This window comes from Pseudomonas sp. FSL R10-1339 (genome assembly GCF_009600545.1).
Classification (GTDB): Bacteria; Pseudomonadota; Gammaproteobacteria; order Pseudomonadales; family Pseudomonadaceae; genus Aquipseudomonas; species Aquipseudomonas bubulae.
In genome coordinates, this window is record NZ_WIVQ01000029.1 from 12,826 (window position 1) to 30,116 (window position 17,291).

Sequence of the window (17,291 nt, forward strand, 5' to 3'; positions counted from 1 at the left end):
TTGGCCTTGAGCGTGAGACTCGATGGAACGTACTTCCAACTTGCAAATCCCCACCACTGAAAAAAACCTGAGCGGCTGGATAAACGGGTTTATCGGCGTGGTCATTTTCAGCGCTTCATTGCCTGCGACCAAGGTGGCCGTGCTGGAACTTGACCCGGTTTTTCTGACCCTGGCCCGTGCCACCATCGCCGGTGTGCTTGCCCTGGCCATGCTCGGGCTACTCAAGGCACGACGGCCGCAGTTCAGCCAACTGGTGCCCCTGCTGCTGGTGGCAACCGGGGTGGTGGTGGGGTTTCCGCTGCTGACCGCGCTGGCTTTGCAGCATGTGACTTCGGCCCATACCATTGTCTTTCTGGGCCTGCTGCCGCTGTCTACCGCAGCCTTCGCCGTGGTGCGCGGGGGTGAAAGGCCACGGCCAGCGTTCTGGCTGTTCTCGATCCTGGGCAGCGCGTGCGTCGTGGCCTATGCCCTGGCGCAGGGCCTGAGCGCAGCGCCCGAGGGTGACATCCTGATGCTTCTGGCTGTATTGATCTGCGGTCTTGGCTATGCCGAAGGGGCCAGGTTGTCGCGTACGCTGGGCGGCTGGCAGGTCATTTCATGGGCACTGGTGCTGTCACTGCCATTGATGGCTCCGCTGGCATGGTTGTGGGCCCCCGCTTCGTTCAAAGGCATTAGCGTACCTGCCTGGCTCGGCCTGGCTTACATCTCGATCTTCAGCATGCTGATAGGCTTTGTATTCTGGTACCGGGGGCTGGCCCAGGGCGGGATTGCCGCCGTTGGGCAGTTGCAGCTGCTGCAACCATTTTTTGGCCTGGCACTGGCTGCCACCTTGCTGCACGAGACTGTCAGCATGGGCATGTTTGGTGTTACAGCGGCGGTGATCCTGTGCGTTGCCGGGGCCAAAAAGTTCGCCCGGTAGCCTGTAGCCCCCGTGCTTGACCTCTGAGAAGTCGGTACTGACTATGCCGATGACACTTTTGGAGCGAATCGTTTCAGCCGCTGCCTCGATAATCACTCCTTACTGAGGACAGGTCGAGGTGCAGCATGACAAGCGTATCCATAGAGCAGGTCAGCCCTGAAACGCTGAGAAAAGTGATTGTCGCCGCCGCCATCGGTAATTTCGTCGAATGGTTCGACTTCGCCGTCTACGGCTTTCTGGCCACCACCATCGCTCAGCAGTTTTTCCCCAGTGGCGATGCCAGTGCCGCATTGCTCAAGACCTTTGCTGTGTTTGCGGTGGCCTTTGCCTTTCGCCCCCTTGGCGGGATTTTTTTCGGCATGCTGGGGGACAGGATAGGCCGCAAGCGTACCCTTGCCATGACCATTTTGCTGATGGCCGGGGCCACTACCTTGATCGGTATATTGCCCACTTATGCTGCAATCGGGGTTATGGCGCCGATCCTGCTCACCCTGATTCGTTGCGCCCAGGGCTTTTCTGCAGGCGGTGAATACGCCGGGGCCTGTGCCTATTTGATGGAGCACGCCCCCAGCGATAAAAGAGCCTGGTACGGCAGCTTTGTGCCGGTTTCGACATTTTCCGCTTTTGCCGCTGCGGCCGTAGTGGCCTACGCCCTTGAGGCTTCGTTATCCGCTGAAAGCATGGGCAGTTGGGGCTGGCGCCTGCCGTTCCTGATTGCTGCGCCACTGGGCCTGGTAGGGCTTTATTTGCGCTGGAAGCTGGATGAAACCCCGGCCTTCCAGGCCGTGAAGGAGGAGCATGCGGTCGCCCACTCCCCACTCAAGGACACCTTGCGCAACCATGGCGCAGCGATCTGCTGCCTGGGCGCCTTTGTGTCGCTGACGGCACTGTCCTTCTACATGTTCACCACTTACTTCGCGACCTACTTGCAGGTCGCGGGCGGCTTGAGCCGGGCAACCGCTTTGCTGGTGTCGCTGATCGCCCTGCTCTTCGCCGCCGCCATCTGCCCTCTGGCCGGGCTGTATTCGGACCGGGTCGGGCGGCGGGCGACCGTGGTGACCGCGTGCGTTCTACTGATGGTCGCGGTGTATCCGTCGTTCCTGATGGCCAGCTCGGGCGGGTTCGCAGCGTCCATCGTCGGTGTCATGCTGCTGGCAATTGGCGCGGTGTTGTGTGGCGTGGTGACCGCAGCTTTGCTCTCGGAGACGTTTCCGACCCGCACTCGCTATACCGCTTCGGCCATCACCTACAACATGGCTTACACCCTTTTTGGCGGCACCGCACCGCTGGTGGCGACATGGCTGATCAGCACCACCGGCAGCAATATGTCGCCCGCGTTTTATCTGATTGCAGTTGCACTGCTCGCCCTGGCTGGCGGCCTGGCATTGCCTGAGACCTCACGGATTTCCTTGCATGATGTGGCGACACCCGAAAATGCGGCGCAAGCCGTCGCTGCGGTCTGAGGGGCCAAGAGGCTGAGAGTGCCGGGGTGCCCGGCACTCTCTGCAGAAGATCATTCACCCTGCCCCCTTGAGCACCGGCAACACAACCCTCACCGCCAACCCGCCACCCGTGCGGTTGCTCAGGGTTAGCGAGCCGCCGTGTTCCAGCACAATCGCTCTGGCTGCCGACAGTCCGAGCCCCACTCCGCCGGTGCTTTTGTTGCGCGATTCTTCAAGCCGATAAAAAGGCACAAACACCTGCTCATGACTTTGGACAGGAATGCCCGGCCCCCGGTCAAGAACGAAAACAGTGACCTGCTCATCGTCCCGACTCAGCTCGATGGCCGGCTCGCCTGCGTACTTGATAGCGTTATCCAGCAGGTTGGTCATCACCCGTTTCAGGCCAAGCGGCCGGCCCAAATACACCAGGTGCTCAGGACCGTTGAAGGCAATGTCAATGGACTGGTCGCGGTAGTCATCAATCAGGGTTTGCAACAACCCTGCCAGGTCAAATTGCGTGGCCTGCTCGAGCCGGGCATCGTCGCGAAAGAACTCCAGGCTGGAGTTGATCATGGCCTGCATCTCGTCTACATCGCGAAACAGACGCTGTTGTTGGTCCGGGTCGTCAATAAACTCACCGCGCAGTCGCATGCGTGTCAGCGGGGTGCGCAAGTCATGGGAAATGGCCGCGAGCATCTGGGTACGGTCTTTTATGAAGTGTTGCAACTGCGCCTGCATGGCGTTGAACGCAAGAATGGCCTGTCGGATCTCCCGAGGGCCAACCGGCTCAATGGGCGGCGCACGAAAATCGACACCAAAACGCCGGGCGCCCTCGGCGAACTGCTGCAAAGGCCTGGCCAGATGGCGAGTGGCGATCAGCGCCACAAGCACCGTGGACAACAACACCAGCAGGATCAAAATCAGATTGCGCTGCCATTGGCCCAGGCCCCAGCTGCGCGATGCGATGCTGAACATAAGCCATGAGCCATCCTCCAGTTGCACCAGCAGGGCGTAATGCCCGTTGTGCTGTGGCCAGTCGTCGGGCTGATAGGCTTCGAGGCGTCGCTCAGGGCTATTGAACAGCCGCTGCGCCAGCGGCGTGGCAGTGCGACTGGCCGCTTCGGCCACCTGCGGCAAATCCAGGCCGGCACGGCTGGCATGCCAACTGATGCTCAGGGCGCTGTCAGTGGCTGCCGCAGCCAGACGTTGGCGCTGTGGCGCCGGCGAAGCTTCGATCAGCTTGGTCGTCAGGGAAATCTTTTCCAGCAGCCCGATTTCACTCAGCGGCGGGTAAGCCCAAACACCCGCCAACTGAGTAAACAGCGCATTGAATGCCAGCGCCGTAAGCATCGCGACAATGGTGGTCAAGGCAATCCAGCGTGCGATGGTGTTGCGTGAGCGCAGGCGCCAGCCTGAAATCCAGCCCGTCACTGACAGGTCACCCCGGGCGTGAACAGGTAACCGACATTGCGCACGGTGCGAATCATCTCGACCCCTTTGCTGTCGAACTCCAGCTTGCGCCGCAAACGGCTGACCTGTACGTCGATGCTGCGATCGAACGCGTCATGGCCAGCGCCACGAGCCAGATCCAGCAACAGTTCGCGAGTCAGAATGCGCTGGGGATGCTCAACAAACACCAGCAACAAATCGAACTCTCCAGCAGACAAGGGGATCATCACCTGATCCGGTGAGCGCAGTTCGCGACGGGTAAGGTCCAGTTGCCAGCCCGCAAACTTCATCAGTGGCCGCGGCACCTGCCCGACCGAGGGCTGGCCCTGCCCTGCCCGGCGCAACACGGCACGCACCCTGGCCAACAGTTCCCGGGCATCAAACGGTTTGCTCAGATAATCATCGGCACCCATTTCAAGACCGACGACCCGATCACTCAGCTCGCCCATGGCCGTCAGCATGATGACCGGCGTGGGGTATTGCTGACGCAAACGCTGACACAGCATCAGGCCGTTTTCGCCAGGCAGCATCAAGTCGAGAATGATCAGGTCCGGTGGTTGCAGCGCCATCGCCGCCCACAGTGACGTGCCATCGGTGGCCACCTCCACCGAATATCCGTGTTGTACAAAAAACTTCTTCAGAAGCGCGAGGACCTCCAGGTCATCGTCTACGATCAAAAGGCTGCTCACCGGCGCATTCCACTTAAGGTATGTAAAGGCTTCCATCTAAAACTATTCGTCCCGCTGCGTCATATATTTCAACTTGGTAACAAAGTTGCGGCCAGGCAAAAAAGCAGACATATCCAGGCAAACCGCGAATGCGAGGATCAGACCTCTTTCCTGCCAAGAACGCGTGTACCCATGCCTTGCGAAAACCCGGCCATGATCCTGGAACAGCGACTGGTAAAGCGTGCCAACGCCGCCCTGCACTGTCGCGAAACAAGCCTGCGCCTGTCGAGCGATCGCGACACGCTGGTACTCAGCCGCTATATCGAGCATTACAGCCATGAAGGTGTTCAGTGGGTCGAGAGCACCCATACAGTGCCGGTGAGGGCTTTGCTGAAATGGATGATCAGCCACGGCGAACCGCAAACCCTGAGCCAGGATAAAGACCTGTAGCCATCTGGTGACCCCGGCGCAATAGACTTAGCATGGTGCTCCCTATCCCCAGCCAGAGGAACGGCCATGCCCCTGATCAAATCCGATGCGGCACTGATCATCATCGATATGCAAAAAGGGATAAGCCTTCCCGGGCTTGGTCGCAGAAACAACCCGCACACCGAGCTCAACGTACAGCGCCTGCTGGAAACCTGGCGGCATGTACAGCGTCCGGTAGTCCATGTCCGGCATATATCCCGATCGCCTGCCTCGGTATTCTGGCCCGGCCAGCCTGGCTGCGAGTTTCAGGAGGGGCTGGCCCCGCTCGATAGTGAGCACGTGGTTGAAAAGAACGTACCCGATGCATTTACCAACACAGGCCTGGAACGCTGGTTGCGCACGCGCGGGATTGAGCAGTTGGTCATCGTCGGCGTGATCACCAATAATTCCGTAGAGAGCACGGTTCGCTCAGCAGGTTGCCTGGGGTTCAATGTGATTGTGGGATCGGATGCCTGCTATACATTCGATCAGATAGACCTGAATGGACGCCTGTGGCCTGCCGAGGATGTACATGCACTGTCGCTTGCCAGCATGGCAATGGATTACGCCAGGGTCCGGGACGTCAACCAGATACTTGAACAGCAGGGTTAGGAAGGAAGCCGCCGAACTTGCGTTCGGCGGCAGCCGGGGTCAGGAGACCGCGTCCAGCGCGGTTTTTTCCGCCTTGGCCAGCGAGCGACTGCGCAGCCAGCTGAAGCAAATGGCGAGGATCAGCGCAAAGCCTACGTAGCCCAGCAGCGGATACACGGTGCCCACCAACTTGCTGAAACCACCCAGGCTCAAAGCCAGACCGACACAAACGGTCACTGCACTAAACAACTTGAAACGGCCCGATTCCGGCTTGGCAAAGCGTGCACTGAAGGCAAAGAACATCCCAACCGCAGTGCTGTAGACCATGCACACCAGTGCGATGGACATCACCACCGAGAGCAGTGGCGAGATGCGCCCGGCCAGTGCCAGGGACGGCATTTCAATACCCTGCAGCTGGTTGATGTTGGCAAACAGGCCGATGTTCAACAACAGGATCAGGGCGCCCAAACCAAGCCCGCCGAGCACACCGCCGAGAGCGGCCGCCTTGGGTTGTTTGGTCATGCCACCGATCACTGCCAGCATCGGGAAACCTACCGCGATATTGAACGAAGCGTAGAGCAAGGCGCCGACAAACCAGTTGCCAGTGACCGTCTCGTTGTTTTCACGCGCCACAGCATCCAGGGTCTCGATTGGAGCGTTGTAGCTGAAAATCGAGTAGGTCGTGATGATTAGCACCATCGCCAGCAGAAAAGGCATGACCGCGCTGATCAGATCAATGATGCGCTTGACGTTCATGCACAGCGTGGCGATCACCAGCACGGTCATCAATACACCGCCAAACAATGGGGGCAGATCGTACTGCTGGGCAAAAATCGAACCGCTACCGGCCAGCATCACCACACCAACCCCATAGAGGAAGAATGACAGCACCACATCGACGACCCAGCCCAGACGTGCGCCGAACAGGGCGTAGAGTACTTCCTTGTGCGAGTTGGCCTGCATCTTCGAACTCATGCGGGCGATCTGCATACCGAGGAAGGCAAACATCAAACCGCTTACCAGGGTGCCCAGGATACCGATAAGCCCATAGCCGGTGAAAAACTGCAGCACCTCCTGCCCGGAGGCAAAGCCACCACCGATAACTACGGACATGTACGCAAGCGCAATCTGGATCGACTGTTTATTCATTACACTTTTTCTCATTCTTAGACTTATTAGCTGCAGGAAACAAGACGACGCGGACACCACCTCATTTACGCAGGGTGGCTATCGCCATAGCAGTTCGATCACTCATCGTGATTGGCTGAACTGTACAGGTACGTAGACACCGCGGGCAGTATAGGAAGTGTTGCGCAGGTAATTTCACCATATACACAACAAAATTCAGCTAAAACGTCATGCTGGAGAGGTTTTGCCCTATCAATTATCTCGCAAGCGGCATTATTGACCGCAAAACCATCAGAAACATTTAGATACATGCTTGTTTTTATAAATCAGTCACTTAGCTTATTTCTGTGCTGGCCTCTGCGCATTTTTGCACGCCCCCGGGAACAGCCAATGACCACAAGAAAATGATGGAATGAACGAACAACATAATAACGACACACTAAAAAAACATGACACACATTAAATTTCGCACAAATATGAAAAGAAATGAACCACACAAGTAACAGAAAAAAACTACATACCTTAGCGAGCCCAAAAATCTATTGTTTTTACGCGATAAACTTAAAACATGAACACCTACAAACGTCTGACTCGCACAGCCAATCAAGCGTCATAAACCGGAAATCAAATAATGAAAGGCACGCCCCCAGCCATATTTATGTTGAGTGCCGTCCTCTGGGCGGGAGCTGCCATCGCAGACATGCCAACACCCGCAAAGTCTGACGTGTTGCAACGAATCGACATGCCTGATACCCACTATCAAATGGGCTTGCAAAAAGCAGTACTCGCCCCGAACGAAGTCAAGGCTCGCCACATACATACAGGACCAGAAGTCGCCTATGTGCTTGAAGGCGAGGTCATCATTACAATGGATGGGCAGCCTGAAAAGCGAATAAAGGCCGGTGACAGTTTTCAACACCTGGCGCACGAACCCCACATCAGCAAAGCGGGCCCACAGGGCGCTACCGTTCTTGCCACCTGGGTAGTGGAGAAAGGCAAGAGCTTTTCTGTCCCTGCACCCTGATCCAGCGACTGCGCATCACACCGGGCAGCATCTTGCATTGCTAACATGAGGTAAATCATGGGGGAGGATATACTGCTTCTTTTGGCATGGTCACTGAAGACATTACAATGGATCCGTACTCTCATTGATGACCCCCCTGATGTTTAATCCGTTTCAATCAGCAGGCACAAAGTCCGCGACCTTTAACTTGGAACGCACATCCAAAAACCAACGACTCAGTTGCGAATCGAAACCCTGAGCAATCCGGTCTGCAGCATGGAGTGCCTCATCAGCGCTTCCCCTATTGCCCAGCCCTTGGCAAGCTTTAGACACTTGAAGCAGCAAGAATGCCCTGTCCACCTCCTCCACCCCGTTCGATTCGATAATGACCAGTGCCTTGCCAGCACTATCCAGAGCACTCTGCCACTGCCCGAACCGGTTAAAAGTCAACGCACATAAATAAAGGCTTCGCTCATGGTTCAACCAGGTTCCAAACTGCATCCAGAGCCGCTCACACACAACAGCCGCATCCATGATGACGTTTCGATGGGACAGCTCGTCACCCTGAAGGCGGGGGTTATCCACAGAACCTTGCAAACTTTGTACGCATAGCAAACCAACATGCGCCTTGGCCTCTATTAAAGAAGCGCCTGTAAGTTCGGCATATTCAAATTCGGCAGCAAACGCATTATTTCAGTGCATACCTTGCATAAGACTTTGGCCTATTCACGTCTATAGCGAGGTTATTTCGGTGCCGCGAGCGCACCAAAAACCATCCCGGGCTTCTGGTGCACTCAGTTGGGGCTTGCTGTTACTTATCCAGGCTCACCCCGTAGAACGGTGTCAGCCCAAAGGGGCTGATTTTGAAATCAGTCACTTCCTTGCGCAGGGGCTGGAAAACCGTCGAGTTCGCAATGGGTGTAATCGGAACTTGCTCCTTGAGGATCTTCTGCGCCTCTTGATACAACTTGATGCGTTGTTCGCGGTCGCTGCTGAGCTTGGCTTGCTGCACCAGCTTGTCATAGTCTGGGTTGCACCATTTGGCGTAGTTGCTGCCCTTGACCGCCGCGCAGCTGTAGAGCACGCCGAGCCAGTTATCCGGGTCGCCGTTGTCGCCCGTCCAGCCGTAAATCATCACGTCGTGCTCGCCGTTCTTGGCGCGCTTGATGTACTCGCCCCACTCGTAGCTAACGATATTGGCCTTGATGCCGACCTTGGCCCAATCCTGCTGGATGATTTGTGCCGACATACGCGCGTTCGGGTTGGAGGCACGTTGAACGGTCATCGCCCACAGGTTGATAGTGGTCCCTGGTGCAACCCCTGCTTCTTTTAAAAGCTGCCGGGCCTTGACCGGGTCGTAGGGGGCATCCTTGATTGTCGGGTCATAAGACCACTGCGCAGGTGGCAAGGCGTTCTGCGCCAATTGCCCTGCGCTCTGGTACACGGCCTTGATGATTGCCGGCTTGTCGATGGCCATGTCCAGGGCCTGACGCACCTTGAGTTGGTCCAGCGGCGGATGTGTCACGTTGTAAGCCAGAAATCCCAGGTTGAACCCGGCTTGCTGCAGCACTCGCAAGTTGGGATCCTGCTTCATCACTTCGATATCCGCCGGTCGCGGGTAACCGCTGACCTGGCACTCCCCGGCTTTGAGTTTCTGCAGGCGCGACGCCGCGTCAGGGGTGATGGCAAAAACCAGATTGTCGAGTTTCACATCCTCGGGCTTCCAGTACTGTTTGTTGCCGACGTAACGAATCTGCGAGTCCTTCTGGTAACGCTTGAACACAAACGGCCCGGTGCCCACCGGTTTCTGATTGATCTCTTCAGCCTTGCCCTGCTTGAGCAGTTGGGCTCCGTATTCGGCGGACTGCACCGAGGCGAAGCTCATGGCCAGGTTTTGCACAAAGGCGGCATCAACGTTATTGAGGTTGAAACGCACGGTGCGGTCGTCGAGCTTGTCGACGCTCTTGATCGTGGTGTTCAAGCCCATATCGGTGAAATAGGGCGATTCGGACGGGTAAGCCTTGCGGAACGGACTCTGGGCATCCAGCAGGCGATCGAAAGTAAACAACACGTCATCCGCGTTGAAATTCCGGGTCGGGGTGAAGAAATCGGTGGTATGGAACTTGACGCCATCGCGCAGGTGGAAGGTGTAGGTCAGGCCGTCATTGGAGACATCCCAGCGGGTGGCCAGGCCAGGTTCGACTTCAGTACTACCCCGTTTGAACTGGATCAGGCGGTTGAATACGGTTTCGGCGGAGGCATCAAAATCGGTACCGCTGGTGTACTGGCTGGGGTCAAAGCCGGCGGGGCTGGCTTCGGAGCAGTAAACCAGCGTGCTGGCGGCGTGGGCCATTGGCATGAACGCCAGGAGGCCGGCGACGAGAAGGAGCGGTTTGAAGGCGATTCTATCCATGGAGACCCTTGAAGTTGCAGACATAAATAAGCGCCTAAACGAAACCGGCACCCACCGAGATTAACGTCGTTGCCGAACATCAGATAGCGGAAACCTGAATTATTGGAAAACGGACGGCATACACGCCTGCAGAACTTCGAAATCAAGGGCGATAGAGTCGCCTCAGCGCCCTGGACACCTACAGCCCCGAAAAGACAGCGGCCAGGCTCATTTCGCTGTATGTACAGCGCAGGAGCCTTGAGTGGGCGGGAAGTTGGCGCACCCGGCTTTCGGCCCCTTATTTTATTTCGTACCTGATGCTTCCTTGCCACAGGCTTTCAGCGCGATCAGGCTGATCATTGGTTGAGCATGCGCTCGGTCAAGTCGGGCTCTATGGACACCCTAAATCACACCGCCGGCGAGGCGGGTGACTTGTAATAAATAAACCCCTCGAACTGTTTCATTCGTGCACTTTCAAGCGTAGGAATTCCTCTGAATAATCCACCATCGGACTGCGCACCCTCATGACCGCTTAGACCTGAACATGCCGATACCAGCGCTTGTATCCCCCTGCATACTTTAGACAGACGCCGCACAGGCCACTGCTTAGCGATGGCGCTGAGTGTTCTGTATCGCAAATCGTACAGGACACAATTAACAGCGGGCGCGGCAAAGTGCAGACAATCAACACCTTTATTCTGCAAGTGTGCCGCCTCCACTTGAATAGTGACCCCTCGAAACTTAATACATATTTGTCAAGACCACACCCGTAAAGTAATTACATCCGCCGCCGGACTCATCAAGAAGAGACACTTGCTGGCCTGTCAGCTTCGACAGGGACAGCATATTAAGCAGTGCATAACCTGTGGGATCATTCAGATTGCGCTCCCCATGAACTGCCCACCAGCGCGTTCCGGTCGAAGTTAACATTACGCTGATCCCATTGCCGCTGTCGTAGTTACCTGCCCCTATATGTATTTGCTTCACCGTGCCCTGCGCGCACTTTATATCCCGACTCACACCCATCAAGCCAGGCTCTTCGGCAAAAGCATTGACACTCAACACCAACAACAAGGCTGCAAGACGCATGCTCATACTCCTCAACGTTTATAGCTCATCATGGTTAATAATGGAGGTACTGCTGTTATAAACAGACTCCAGGGTAAACATTATTGCTGGAATATCTTGCTTCAGATCCGAACGCGACGCAGCCAGGCACGCCCCGACCATCGGGATCATGCCCAACCAGGTAGGCCTTCTTTCTCGTGGGGCTTCACCGTTGAAATAGGGCCTGTTCGTGGCTCGGGTATTATCGGCCACATAACGGGGGTTAACCTGAGCAGTTGAAACTTGCAACTCACCGTCGACAACAATATAGGACTCCACATCCCTGATATTTTGAGTAGGAATGAGGGTCGGCGTTATATATTCATTGGCTGCCCGTGAGGGATGGTAGTTCAAGGGGGTGATCGGGACTTGCGGGTTGTTGTCATGCAATGTCCGCAATGAGGCCTCGGCATTGAAGAAGTTGCTGTCCGGCCTGACGCGATAAAGATAAATACGCTGACCGGGTTGGGCAAAAGCCCTGGCAGCTGCGGCAGTGCGAATGAACTGAAAGTTTGCCGCGGTTGAGACAAAGCCTGAATCTCGCTGCCCCTGTTGCCTGTTGACGCATGACTCGCCGGTCACATGGTCATGAACATTAAAGTTACTACCCCAGGCCTGGAAACCAGCGTGAAATATCAGCTGTTCCGGCCGGGTATCCATTCGCCATACCGTACCTGGTGGCTCGGCCCATGAATAAGGAGCCTTTAATATAACTGTCACAAAAACCCATAGCAAAACCCCCAGCGTCTTCATGATCCCGCCCCCCGATAATTAAAGAAATGCCTGCAAAGCACACGCACTTAATTAATTTTACCGAAAAACAAATTACCCGCTATTCATTATGAGCCCCCACAGAACCATAATAAACTCAAAATATTGCATGACTGACCCCATACTTTTAATTACCCCCCACGCAGCACCTCGGCGTACAGAATCTCTATGACTGTTTCGTTAAAGTAGCAGGGCTACGTTCAATATTTAATTTAAAGCACAGACTGTGCGTGCTGGAACTCAAGCTCAAGACACCGCAGTACGTCGATGACCGCTGCAAACTACCCTTTTGCCTTGTGCTCATGCCCAAGAAGACGAGGCTCCCACCAACAACATCTCGTATCACCACAGCGCGTGTAGGTTGCGCTGGACGACCTTTAGTCTGAGTTTGATTGGCCGCGGCTTCCAAGAAGCATATGGGTATATGGCTGGCCAGCTCGAAGTCATGACGCTTCCTGCTCCTGCTTGCCAACCCGCTGATACGCAGCTACTGTCAGCTCCATGAATCAATTACGAGTTGCCTTGACCACGACTACCACGACCGCCGAAGGCGGGTCGTGAGAGGTATCGTGAGTCCATAACGCACGAACTTCAAAGGCCCGCCAGTGATGGTAAGGGCCTTTTCTTTTGCCCTTGTGTCACTGGCCAAAACGCAAGGAAAAGCCCCATGTATGCACTGTTGATTCTTGATATGCAGGTAGGATTGGTGCATGGCCCGGACAAGCCATGGGCTGGCGAGGCCCTGTTGGACACATTGATCACGTTGCTGGATAAAGCCCGGAGCGCAGGTGCCCCGGTCTTTCTCGCCCGTCATGTCGGCCCTACCGGTTCACCGATTGAACCGGGAAGCCCGTTGACCCAACTGATACCGGAACTGGTGCTACAGGGCAGCGAAGTGATTTTCGAGAAAAACCGCCCCAACGCCTTTGCCAGGACAAACCTGGCCGACCAGCTACAGGCTCTTGGTGTTGAGGGTGTGGTCATCACGGGCATGAAAACCCAATATTGTGTCGACAGCACCTGCCGCGCGGCACGAGACCTTGGGTTCGACGCAGTACTGATTGCCGATGGCCATACCTGCAGTGACACCCCTGCGTTGAAGGCACAGCAGATTATCGCTCATCACAATGCAACCCTGGCGGGGCCATTCTGTCGTGTCATCAACGCTGAGGACTGGGGGTTTTAGTCTCGGTCGACAGATCAGGCTGATCCAGGCTGATCTGTTGCTAAAACAATGAGGCACAGAGGTAAAAATCGAGCGCTAATACCTGTCGAGGCCGGCTGCTTTCAAGACTTCTATGGAGAAATACAGCACGTGGCCTGTAGGCCACATGCTATGCGGGAGTATTTTTCTTCTAGGCTGGTGTTTTTTTCAACTAAAAATCTATGGGGCAGTTGAATCAAGATCGAATTATAGACTCTCTCGATGTGCCAGGAATGGAGAAGTCTATTATTCTCCCCACAACAGATATCGGCCAAGCTCTAATGGCATATTCATGCTCCTTATGAATCAATCCAGACTTTATATTATTCATCGAACTCCCTACTCATACAAATTTATAAAGTCACAACATATGTTCAGACCGAAATTTTAGTGACGAGGTTTTTGGTACGCATAATACTAAATGGCGCCTTCATGAGTTCATGACAATAACGGCTCTCAAGTATATTGAATACTTTGCTTTCGTAGGCAAAACGAAAGCAGGTGAGGTACACGGGTATGCAGGTAGCGGCGACTGTTTACATACGGGTTGTGAAAATTGTGAAAGCTACCTGTTAAATCGGCGAAAAGTGCACAGCTAAAAAGCACTTTCCCTCCGACTCAAACACAGGCGTTAAAAACGCTGGATCGGGCTCTAAAATTGCCCCAGATGCGGACACGGTCTGAGGCTATGCGAAAACGACGAGCTCGGTGCAGCGCCCTTCCCCACCCCCCAGAAACGACAAAGCCCGCCAAAAGGCGGGCTCTGCGGTGTAGCAATATGGCGGAGGCGATGGGATTCGAACTCATGGACCTGTTACAGTCGACGGTTTTCAAGACCGTTGCCTTAAACCACTCGGCCACACCTCCTATACGTTGTTTCGGGCGCCATAATACCTGAATGAAACACGTTGTCAAACTCTCTTGATCGCTTGTTTCAGAGCCTCTGCTATGATCTTTGCTACTTAACATTTCTAAACACAGGAGTATCGCCATGCGCGAACAGGATTACGCAGTTAATAGCAGCGTGCAGGCCGAGCAGCTAGAGGTTAGCCGCGTCCTGCGCAATACGTACGGTTTGCTGGCCCTCACCCTGGCTTTCAGCGGTGTGATGGCTTATGTCTCGCAGCAGCTGCGGGTCGGCTATCCCAATATTTTCGTTGTGCTGATCGGGTTCTACGGCCTGTTTTTCCTGACCAACAAGTTGCGTGACTCCGCGTGGGGCCTGGTTTCTGCCTTTGCCCTTACCGGTTTCATGGGCTTCTTGCTGGGCCCTATTCTCAACCGTTACCTGGGCATGCAGGGCGGCGCCGAGGTGGTCAGTTCTGCCTTTGCCATGACGGCTCTGGTATTTGGCGGCCTGTCTGCCTATGTATTGATCACTCGCAAGGACATGAGCTTCCTCGGCGGTTTCATCACTGCCGGTTTCTTTGTTCTGCTGGGCGCTACGCTGGCGAGCTTCTTCTTCCAGATCAGCGGCCTGCAGTTGGCTATCAGCGCCGGTTTTGTACTGTTCTCGTCGGTCTGCATTCTGTTCCAGACCAGCGCCATCATTCATGGCGGCGAGCGCAACTACATCATGGCTACCATCAGCCTGTATGTATCGATCTACAACCTGTTTATCAGCCTGCTGCAAATTTTCGGCATCATGAGCCGCGACGACTGATCAACAACCGCTATACAAAAGCCCGCTTCGGCGGGCTTTTTGTTGTCTGCCACAAGCATCTTTGGGCATCTGGCTTTATCATTGCCCCAGATTTGCCGACAGAGCCCACCATGAAATTCGCCATTGCCCTTTATTCAGCGGCCCATGCCCCCTCCTCCCGTCGAGCCTTGCGCTTTGCCGAGGCAGCGCTGGCAGGCGGCCATGAAATTGTCCGTTTGTTCTTCTATCAGGACGGTGTTCATATTGCCTCGAGCAATATCGTCACGCCGCAAGACGAGCAGGACCTTGCGCAACAATGGGCAACTTTTGTCAGCCAGCACCAACTCGATGGTGTGGTCTGTATTGCCGCTGCCTTGCGCCGCGGTGTACTCAATGAAGACGAGTCCGCACGCTATCAGCGGCCCGGGGTCAATGTTCATGCACCCTGGGAGTTGTCCGGACTGGGCCAATTGCACGATGCCATTCAATCGGCCGATCGATTGATCTGTTTCGGGGGACCTTGAAATGCCCAAGTCACTATTGATTATCAGCCGTCAGGCACCGTGGTCGGGGCCCGGCGCCAAAGAAGCACTGGATATCGTGCTGGCAGGCGGTGCATTTGATTTGCCGATTGCCCTGCTGTTTATGGATGACGGTATTTTTCAGCTGCTGGCGACTCAAAATGCCGCAGCCATCCAGCAGAAGAATCTAACGGCCAATCTGCAGGCCCTGTCCATGTTCGGCGTTGACGATCTGTTTGCCTGCAACCACAGCCTTGACGAACGCGGCATCTCAACCGAGGGGCTTGCGGCAATTGATGTGCAGCCCTTGTCGACTGAAGCTGTCCGCGCTCTTATTGACCGTTATGACCAAGTGATCACCCTCTGATGTCGACTCTACATGTTGTGAGCCACTCACCATTTTCTGACATACGCCTGAGCAGCTGTCTTCGCGTGTTAGGCAGCGACGATGCCCTTTTGCTCTGTGGCGACGCGGTGTATGCCCTGCAGCTTCAAAGCACTGCTCTCACAGCCCTGACTGGAAAAACCGTATTTATCCTTGAAGAGGACTTGCAGGCACGCAACCTGGAATGTCCGCCATGGGCGGCCTGCGTTGATTACCCGGCTTTCGTCGAGCTGTCGATTCGTTACGACAAGGTCAACGGCTGGCTATGAATACGCTCACCCTCAACGGTAAAAATATCGAGCTGGACAAGGACGGTTATCTGCTCGATCTCAACGATTGGTCCGCTGATGTTGCTCAGGCACTGGCGGCGCAGGCAGGTATTGAGTTGAGCGCCGAACACTGGGAAATCCTCGAGTTGTTGCGCAGCTTTTATCAGGAGTTCGAGCTATCGCCTGCCACTCGCCCTCTGATCAAGTACACGGCACTCAAATTGGGTCCAGAAAAGGGCAATAGCCTGCATCTCAACCGACTGTTTAACGGCACCCCTGCCAAACTCGCCGCCAAGCTGGCGGGCCTGCCCAAACCGACCAATTGCCTATGAACACTCCCGCTGCGCTGACACTTGAAACTCCCGCCGAACACCCTTTTGCGCAATTTGTACGCATCCTGGGCAAAGGCAAACGGGGTGCCCGCAACCTGACTCGGGAAGAAGCCCGCGAAGCCATGGGCATGCTGCTTGACGACAAGGCAGAAGACACGCAACTGGGCGCCTTCCTCATGTTGCTGCGGCATAAAGAAGAAAGCGCAGAGGAAATGGCCGGTTTTACCGAAGCCGTCAGGGAGCGACTGACACCTCCCGCGATCAAGGTCGACATTGACTGGCCGACTTACGCCGGTAAAAAACGCCACCTGCCCTGGTACTTGCTGGCAGCCAAGTGCCTGGCACAGCACGGTGTACGCATTTTCATGCATGGCGGCGGCGCCCATACGGCGGGCCGAATGTACAGCGAGCAGCTTCTCGACGCGCTGGCCATTCCACTGTGTCGCAACTGGCAAAGTGTCAACGAGGCCCTGGATGCGGGGAATCCGGCCTTTATGCCGCTGCAGGACTGGGCGCCACAATTGCAACGCATGATCGATCTGCGCAACACCCTCGGGCTGCGCTCGCCGATTCATTCATTGGCTCGCATACTCAACCCGCTGGGTGCGCGCTGCGGCCTGCAAAGCATCTTCCATCCGGGCTATCAAAGCGTGCATCGCGAAGCCAGCGGCTTGCTGGGTGACACCAGTATTGTGGTCAAGGGTGATGGCGGCGAAGTCGAAATCAACCCCGATAGCGCAAGCCATCTTTACGGCACTACAGCTGGTGTTGACTGGGATGAAGAATGGCCAGCACTGTCTTCACAGCGCCATGTCAAACCAGCGTCACTAGACCCTGAACACCTCAAGGCATTGTGGCGTGGAGAAGTCCAGGACAGCTACCCGCAACTGGCCTTGCTGTCGACCATGGCCCTGGCATTGCGCGGTCTGGGCACACCCCGGGCGCAAGCTTTTGAACTGGCTCAGCATTACTGGGACAACCGCAACAAGGCGATTTAAGC

The 17,291-nt window shown here is 55.6% G+C and carries 19 protein-coding genes and 1 tRNA gene; 12 read left to right on the top strand and 8 right to left on the bottom strand.

Annotated elements, in window-relative coordinates; genetic code table 11:
- The first annotated feature begins 22 nt into the window (after positions 1-22).
- Together GHO03_RS11235 and GHO03_RS11240 are read left to right on the top strand one after the other, a co-directional pair.
- Positions 23-919: a DMT family transporter gene (locus GHO03_RS11235; RefSeq protein ID WP_153379455.1), complete on the top strand. Its 897-nt coding sequence runs from the start codon at positions 23-25 to the stop codon at positions 917-919.
- A 125-nt stretch (positions 920-1,044) separates the two neighbouring features.
- Positions 1,045-2,382 (top strand): MFS transporter, encoded by a 1,338-nt coding sequence (locus GHO03_RS11240; protein ID WP_095002010.1) that lies wholly within the window; start codon positions 1,045-1,047, stop codon positions 2,380-2,382.
- A gap of 54 nt (positions 2,383-2,436) precedes the next feature.
- Here the strand turns inward: GHO03_RS11240 and GHO03_RS11245 are convergent, their stop codons facing one another.
- Together GHO03_RS11245 and GHO03_RS11250 are read right to left on the bottom strand one after the other, a co-directional pair.
- Entirely contained in the window at positions 2,437-3,792 is a 1,356-nt protein-coding gene (locus GHO03_RS11245) for a cell wall metabolism sensor histidine kinase WalK (RefSeq protein WP_095027264.1), read from the bottom strand.
- Positions 3,789-4,499 (bottom strand): response regulator, encoded by a 711-nt coding sequence (locus GHO03_RS11250; RefSeq protein WP_095002098.1) that lies wholly within the window; start codon positions 4,497-4,499, stop codon positions 3,789-3,791. Before GHO03_RS11250 ends, GHO03_RS11245 begins: the two co-directional genes overlap by 4 nt.
- Positions 4,500-4,670: 171 nt before the next feature.
- Here GHO03_RS11250 and GHO03_RS11255 point away from each other — a divergent pair, with 171 nt between their 5' ends.
- Both GHO03_RS11255 and GHO03_RS11260 read left to right on the top strand, forming a co-directional pair.
- Positions 4,671-4,928 carry a hypothetical protein gene (locus tag GHO03_RS11255; protein WP_095002012.1) on the top strand — a complete coding sequence of 86 codons (258 nt, stop codon included), beginning with the start codon at positions 4,671-4,673 and terminating at the stop codon, positions 4,926-4,928.
- Between the two features lie 66 nt (positions 4,929-4,994).
- Entirely contained in the window at positions 4,995-5,558 is a 564-nt protein-coding gene (locus tag GHO03_RS11260) for a cysteine hydrolase family protein (RefSeq protein ID WP_153379448.1), read from the top strand.
- Positions 5,559-5,597: 39 nt separating this feature from the next.
- Here GHO03_RS11260 and GHO03_RS11265 read toward each other — a convergent pair whose 3' ends face one another.
- Positions 5,598-6,686: a hypothetical protein gene (locus tag GHO03_RS11265; protein WP_095002014.1), complete on the bottom strand. Its 1,089-nt coding sequence runs from the start codon at positions 6,684-6,686 to the stop codon at positions 5,598-5,600.
- Positions 6,687-7,296: 610 nt separating this feature from the next.
- On the opposite strand from GHO03_RS11265, the gene GHO03_RS11270 reads away from it, so the two are divergent.
- Entirely contained in the window at positions 7,297-7,689 is a 393-nt protein-coding gene (locus GHO03_RS11270; RefSeq protein ID WP_095025816.1) for a cupin domain-containing protein, read from the top strand.
- A 153-nt stretch (positions 7,690-7,842) separates the two neighbouring features.
- Here the strand turns inward: GHO03_RS11270 and GHO03_RS11275 are convergent, their stop codons facing one another.
- The 4 genes from GHO03_RS11275 to GHO03_RS11290 form a co-directional block, all read right to left on the bottom strand.
- A complete protein-coding gene (locus GHO03_RS11275; protein WP_095019516.1) occupies positions 7,843-8,202 on the bottom strand; it encodes a hypothetical protein in 360 nt (119 codons plus the stop codon).
- A 277-nt stretch (positions 8,203-8,479) separates the two neighbouring features.
- Positions 8,480-10,081, bottom strand: coding sequence for an ABC transporter substrate-binding protein (locus GHO03_RS11280; RefSeq protein WP_095002017.1), 1,602 nt, complete (start codon positions 10,079-10,081; stop codon positions 8,480-8,482).
- 720 nt (positions 10,082-10,801) lie between these two features.
- On the bottom strand, positions 10,802-11,149 hold the full coding sequence (locus GHO03_RS11285) for a hypothetical protein (protein WP_095002018.1): 348 nt from the start codon (positions 11,147-11,149) through the stop codon (positions 10,802-10,804).
- A gap of 18 nt (positions 11,150-11,167) precedes the next feature.
- A complete protein-coding gene (locus GHO03_RS11290) occupies positions 11,168-11,920 on the bottom strand; it encodes a hypothetical protein (protein ID WP_095002019.1) in 753 nt (250 codons plus the stop codon).
- Positions 11,921-12,605: 685 nt separating this feature from the next.
- On the opposite strand from GHO03_RS11290, the gene GHO03_RS11295 reads away from it, so the two are divergent.
- Positions 12,606-13,124 carry a cysteine hydrolase family protein gene (locus GHO03_RS11295; protein WP_153381052.1) on the top strand — a complete coding sequence of 173 codons (519 nt, stop codon included), beginning with the start codon at positions 12,606-12,608 and terminating at the stop codon, positions 13,122-13,124.
- 797 nt (positions 13,125-13,921) lie between these two features.
- On the opposite strand, the gene GHO03_RS11300 is transcribed toward GHO03_RS11295, so the two are convergent.
- Positions 13,922-14,009 (bottom strand) — tRNA-Ser (locus GHO03_RS11300).
- Between the two features lie 124 nt (positions 14,010-14,133).
- On the opposite strand from GHO03_RS11300, the gene GHO03_RS11305 reads away from it, so the two are divergent.
- The 6 genes from GHO03_RS11305 to GHO03_RS11330 all read left to right on the top strand — a co-directional run bounded on the left by GHO03_RS11305 (position 14,134) and on the right by GHO03_RS11330 (position 17,289).
- Positions 14,134-14,805, top strand: coding sequence for a Bax inhibitor-1/YccA family protein (locus GHO03_RS11305; protein ID WP_095002022.1), 672 nt, complete (start codon positions 14,134-14,136; stop codon positions 14,803-14,805).
- 110 nt (positions 14,806-14,915) lie between these two features.
- Positions 14,916-15,308 (top strand): sulfurtransferase complex subunit TusD, encoded by a 393-nt coding sequence (tusD, locus tag GHO03_RS11310; RefSeq protein ID WP_095019560.1) that lies wholly within the window; start codon positions 14,916-14,918, stop codon positions 15,306-15,308.
- A 1-nt stretch (position 15,309) separates the two neighbouring features.
- Complete coding sequence (gene tusC / locus GHO03_RS11315) at positions 15,310-15,672, top strand: sulfurtransferase complex subunit TusC (RefSeq protein WP_095002024.1); 363 nt, start codon at positions 15,310-15,312, stop codon at positions 15,670-15,672.
- Positions 15,672-15,959, top strand: coding sequence for a sulfurtransferase complex subunit TusB (gene tusB / locus GHO03_RS11320; protein WP_153381054.1), 288 nt, complete (start codon positions 15,672-15,674; stop codon positions 15,957-15,959). Before tusC ends, tusB begins: the two co-directional genes overlap by 1 nt.
- On the top strand, positions 15,956-16,291 hold the full coding sequence (locus tag GHO03_RS11325) for a TusE/DsrC/DsvC family sulfur relay protein (RefSeq protein WP_095002026.1): 336 nt from the start codon (positions 15,956-15,958) through the stop codon (positions 16,289-16,291). Before tusB ends, GHO03_RS11325 begins: the two co-directional genes overlap by 4 nt.
- Entirely contained in the window at positions 16,288-17,289 is a 1,002-nt protein-coding gene (locus GHO03_RS11330; RefSeq protein WP_095021346.1) for a glycosyl transferase family protein, read from the top strand. Before GHO03_RS11325 ends, GHO03_RS11330 begins: the two co-directional genes overlap by 4 nt.
- Positions 17,290-17,291 lie beyond the last annotated feature (2 nt).

Bases quoted from the DNA above. Each gene is read 5' to 3' on its own strand.
- GHO03_RS11325 (WP_095002026.1), top strand. From the start codon at position 15,956: ATGAATACGCTCACCCTCAACGGTAAAAATATCGAGCTGGACAAGGAC.
- GHO03_RS11235 (WP_153379455.1), top strand. From the start codon at position 23: ATGGAACGTACTTCCAACTTGCAAATCCCCACCACTGAAAAAAACCTG.
- GHO03_RS11295 (WP_153381052.1), top strand. From the start codon at position 12,606: ATGTATGCACTGTTGATTCTTGATATGCAGGTAGGATTGGTGCATGGC.
- GHO03_RS11260 (WP_153379448.1), top strand. From the start codon at position 4,995: ATGCCCCTGATCAAATCCGATGCGGCACTGATCATCATCGATATGCAA.
- GHO03_RS11285 (WP_095002018.1), bottom strand. From the start codon at position 11,149: ATGCGTCTTGCAGCCTTGTTGTTGGTGTTGAGTGTCAATGCTTTTGCC.
- tusC (WP_095002024.1), top strand. From the start codon at position 15,310: ATGCCCAAGTCACTATTGATTATCAGCCGTCAGGCACCGTGGTCGGGG.
- GHO03_RS11275 (WP_095019516.1), bottom strand. From the start codon at position 8,202: ATGGATGCGGCTGTTGTGTGTGAGCGGCTCTGGATGCAGTTTGGAACC.
- GHO03_RS11330 (WP_095021346.1), top strand. From the start codon at position 16,288: ATGAACACTCCCGCTGCGCTGACACTTGAAACTCCCGCCGAACACCCT.
- tusB (WP_153381054.1), top strand. From the start codon at position 15,672: ATGTCGACTCTACATGTTGTGAGCCACTCACCATTTTCTGACATACGC.
- GHO03_RS11270 (WP_095025816.1), top strand. From the start codon at position 7,297: ATGAAAGGCACGCCCCCAGCCATATTTATGTTGAGTGCCGTCCTCTGG.
- GHO03_RS11280 (WP_095002017.1), bottom strand. From the start codon at position 10,081: ATGGATAGAATCGCCTTCAAACCGCTCCTTCTCGTCGCCGGCCTCCTG.
- GHO03_RS11265 (WP_095002014.1), bottom strand. From the start codon at position 6,686: ATGAATAAACAGTCGATCCAGATTGCGCTTGCGTACATGTCCGTAGTT.
- GHO03_RS11290 (WP_095002019.1), bottom strand. From the start codon at position 11,920: ATGAAGACGCTGGGGGTTTTGCTATGGGTTTTTGTGACAGTTATATTA.
- tusD (WP_095019560.1), top strand. From the start codon at position 14,916: ATGAAATTCGCCATTGCCCTTTATTCAGCGGCCCATGCCCCCTCCTCC.
- GHO03_RS11255 (WP_095002012.1), top strand. From the start codon at position 4,671: ATGCCTTGCGAAAACCCGGCCATGATCCTGGAACAGCGACTGGTAAAG.
- GHO03_RS11305 (WP_095002022.1), top strand. From the start codon at position 14,134: ATGCGCGAACAGGATTACGCAGTTAATAGCAGCGTGCAGGCCGAGCAG.
- GHO03_RS11240 (WP_095002010.1), top strand. From the start codon at position 1,045: ATGACAAGCGTATCCATAGAGCAGGTCAGCCCTGAAACGCTGAGAAAA.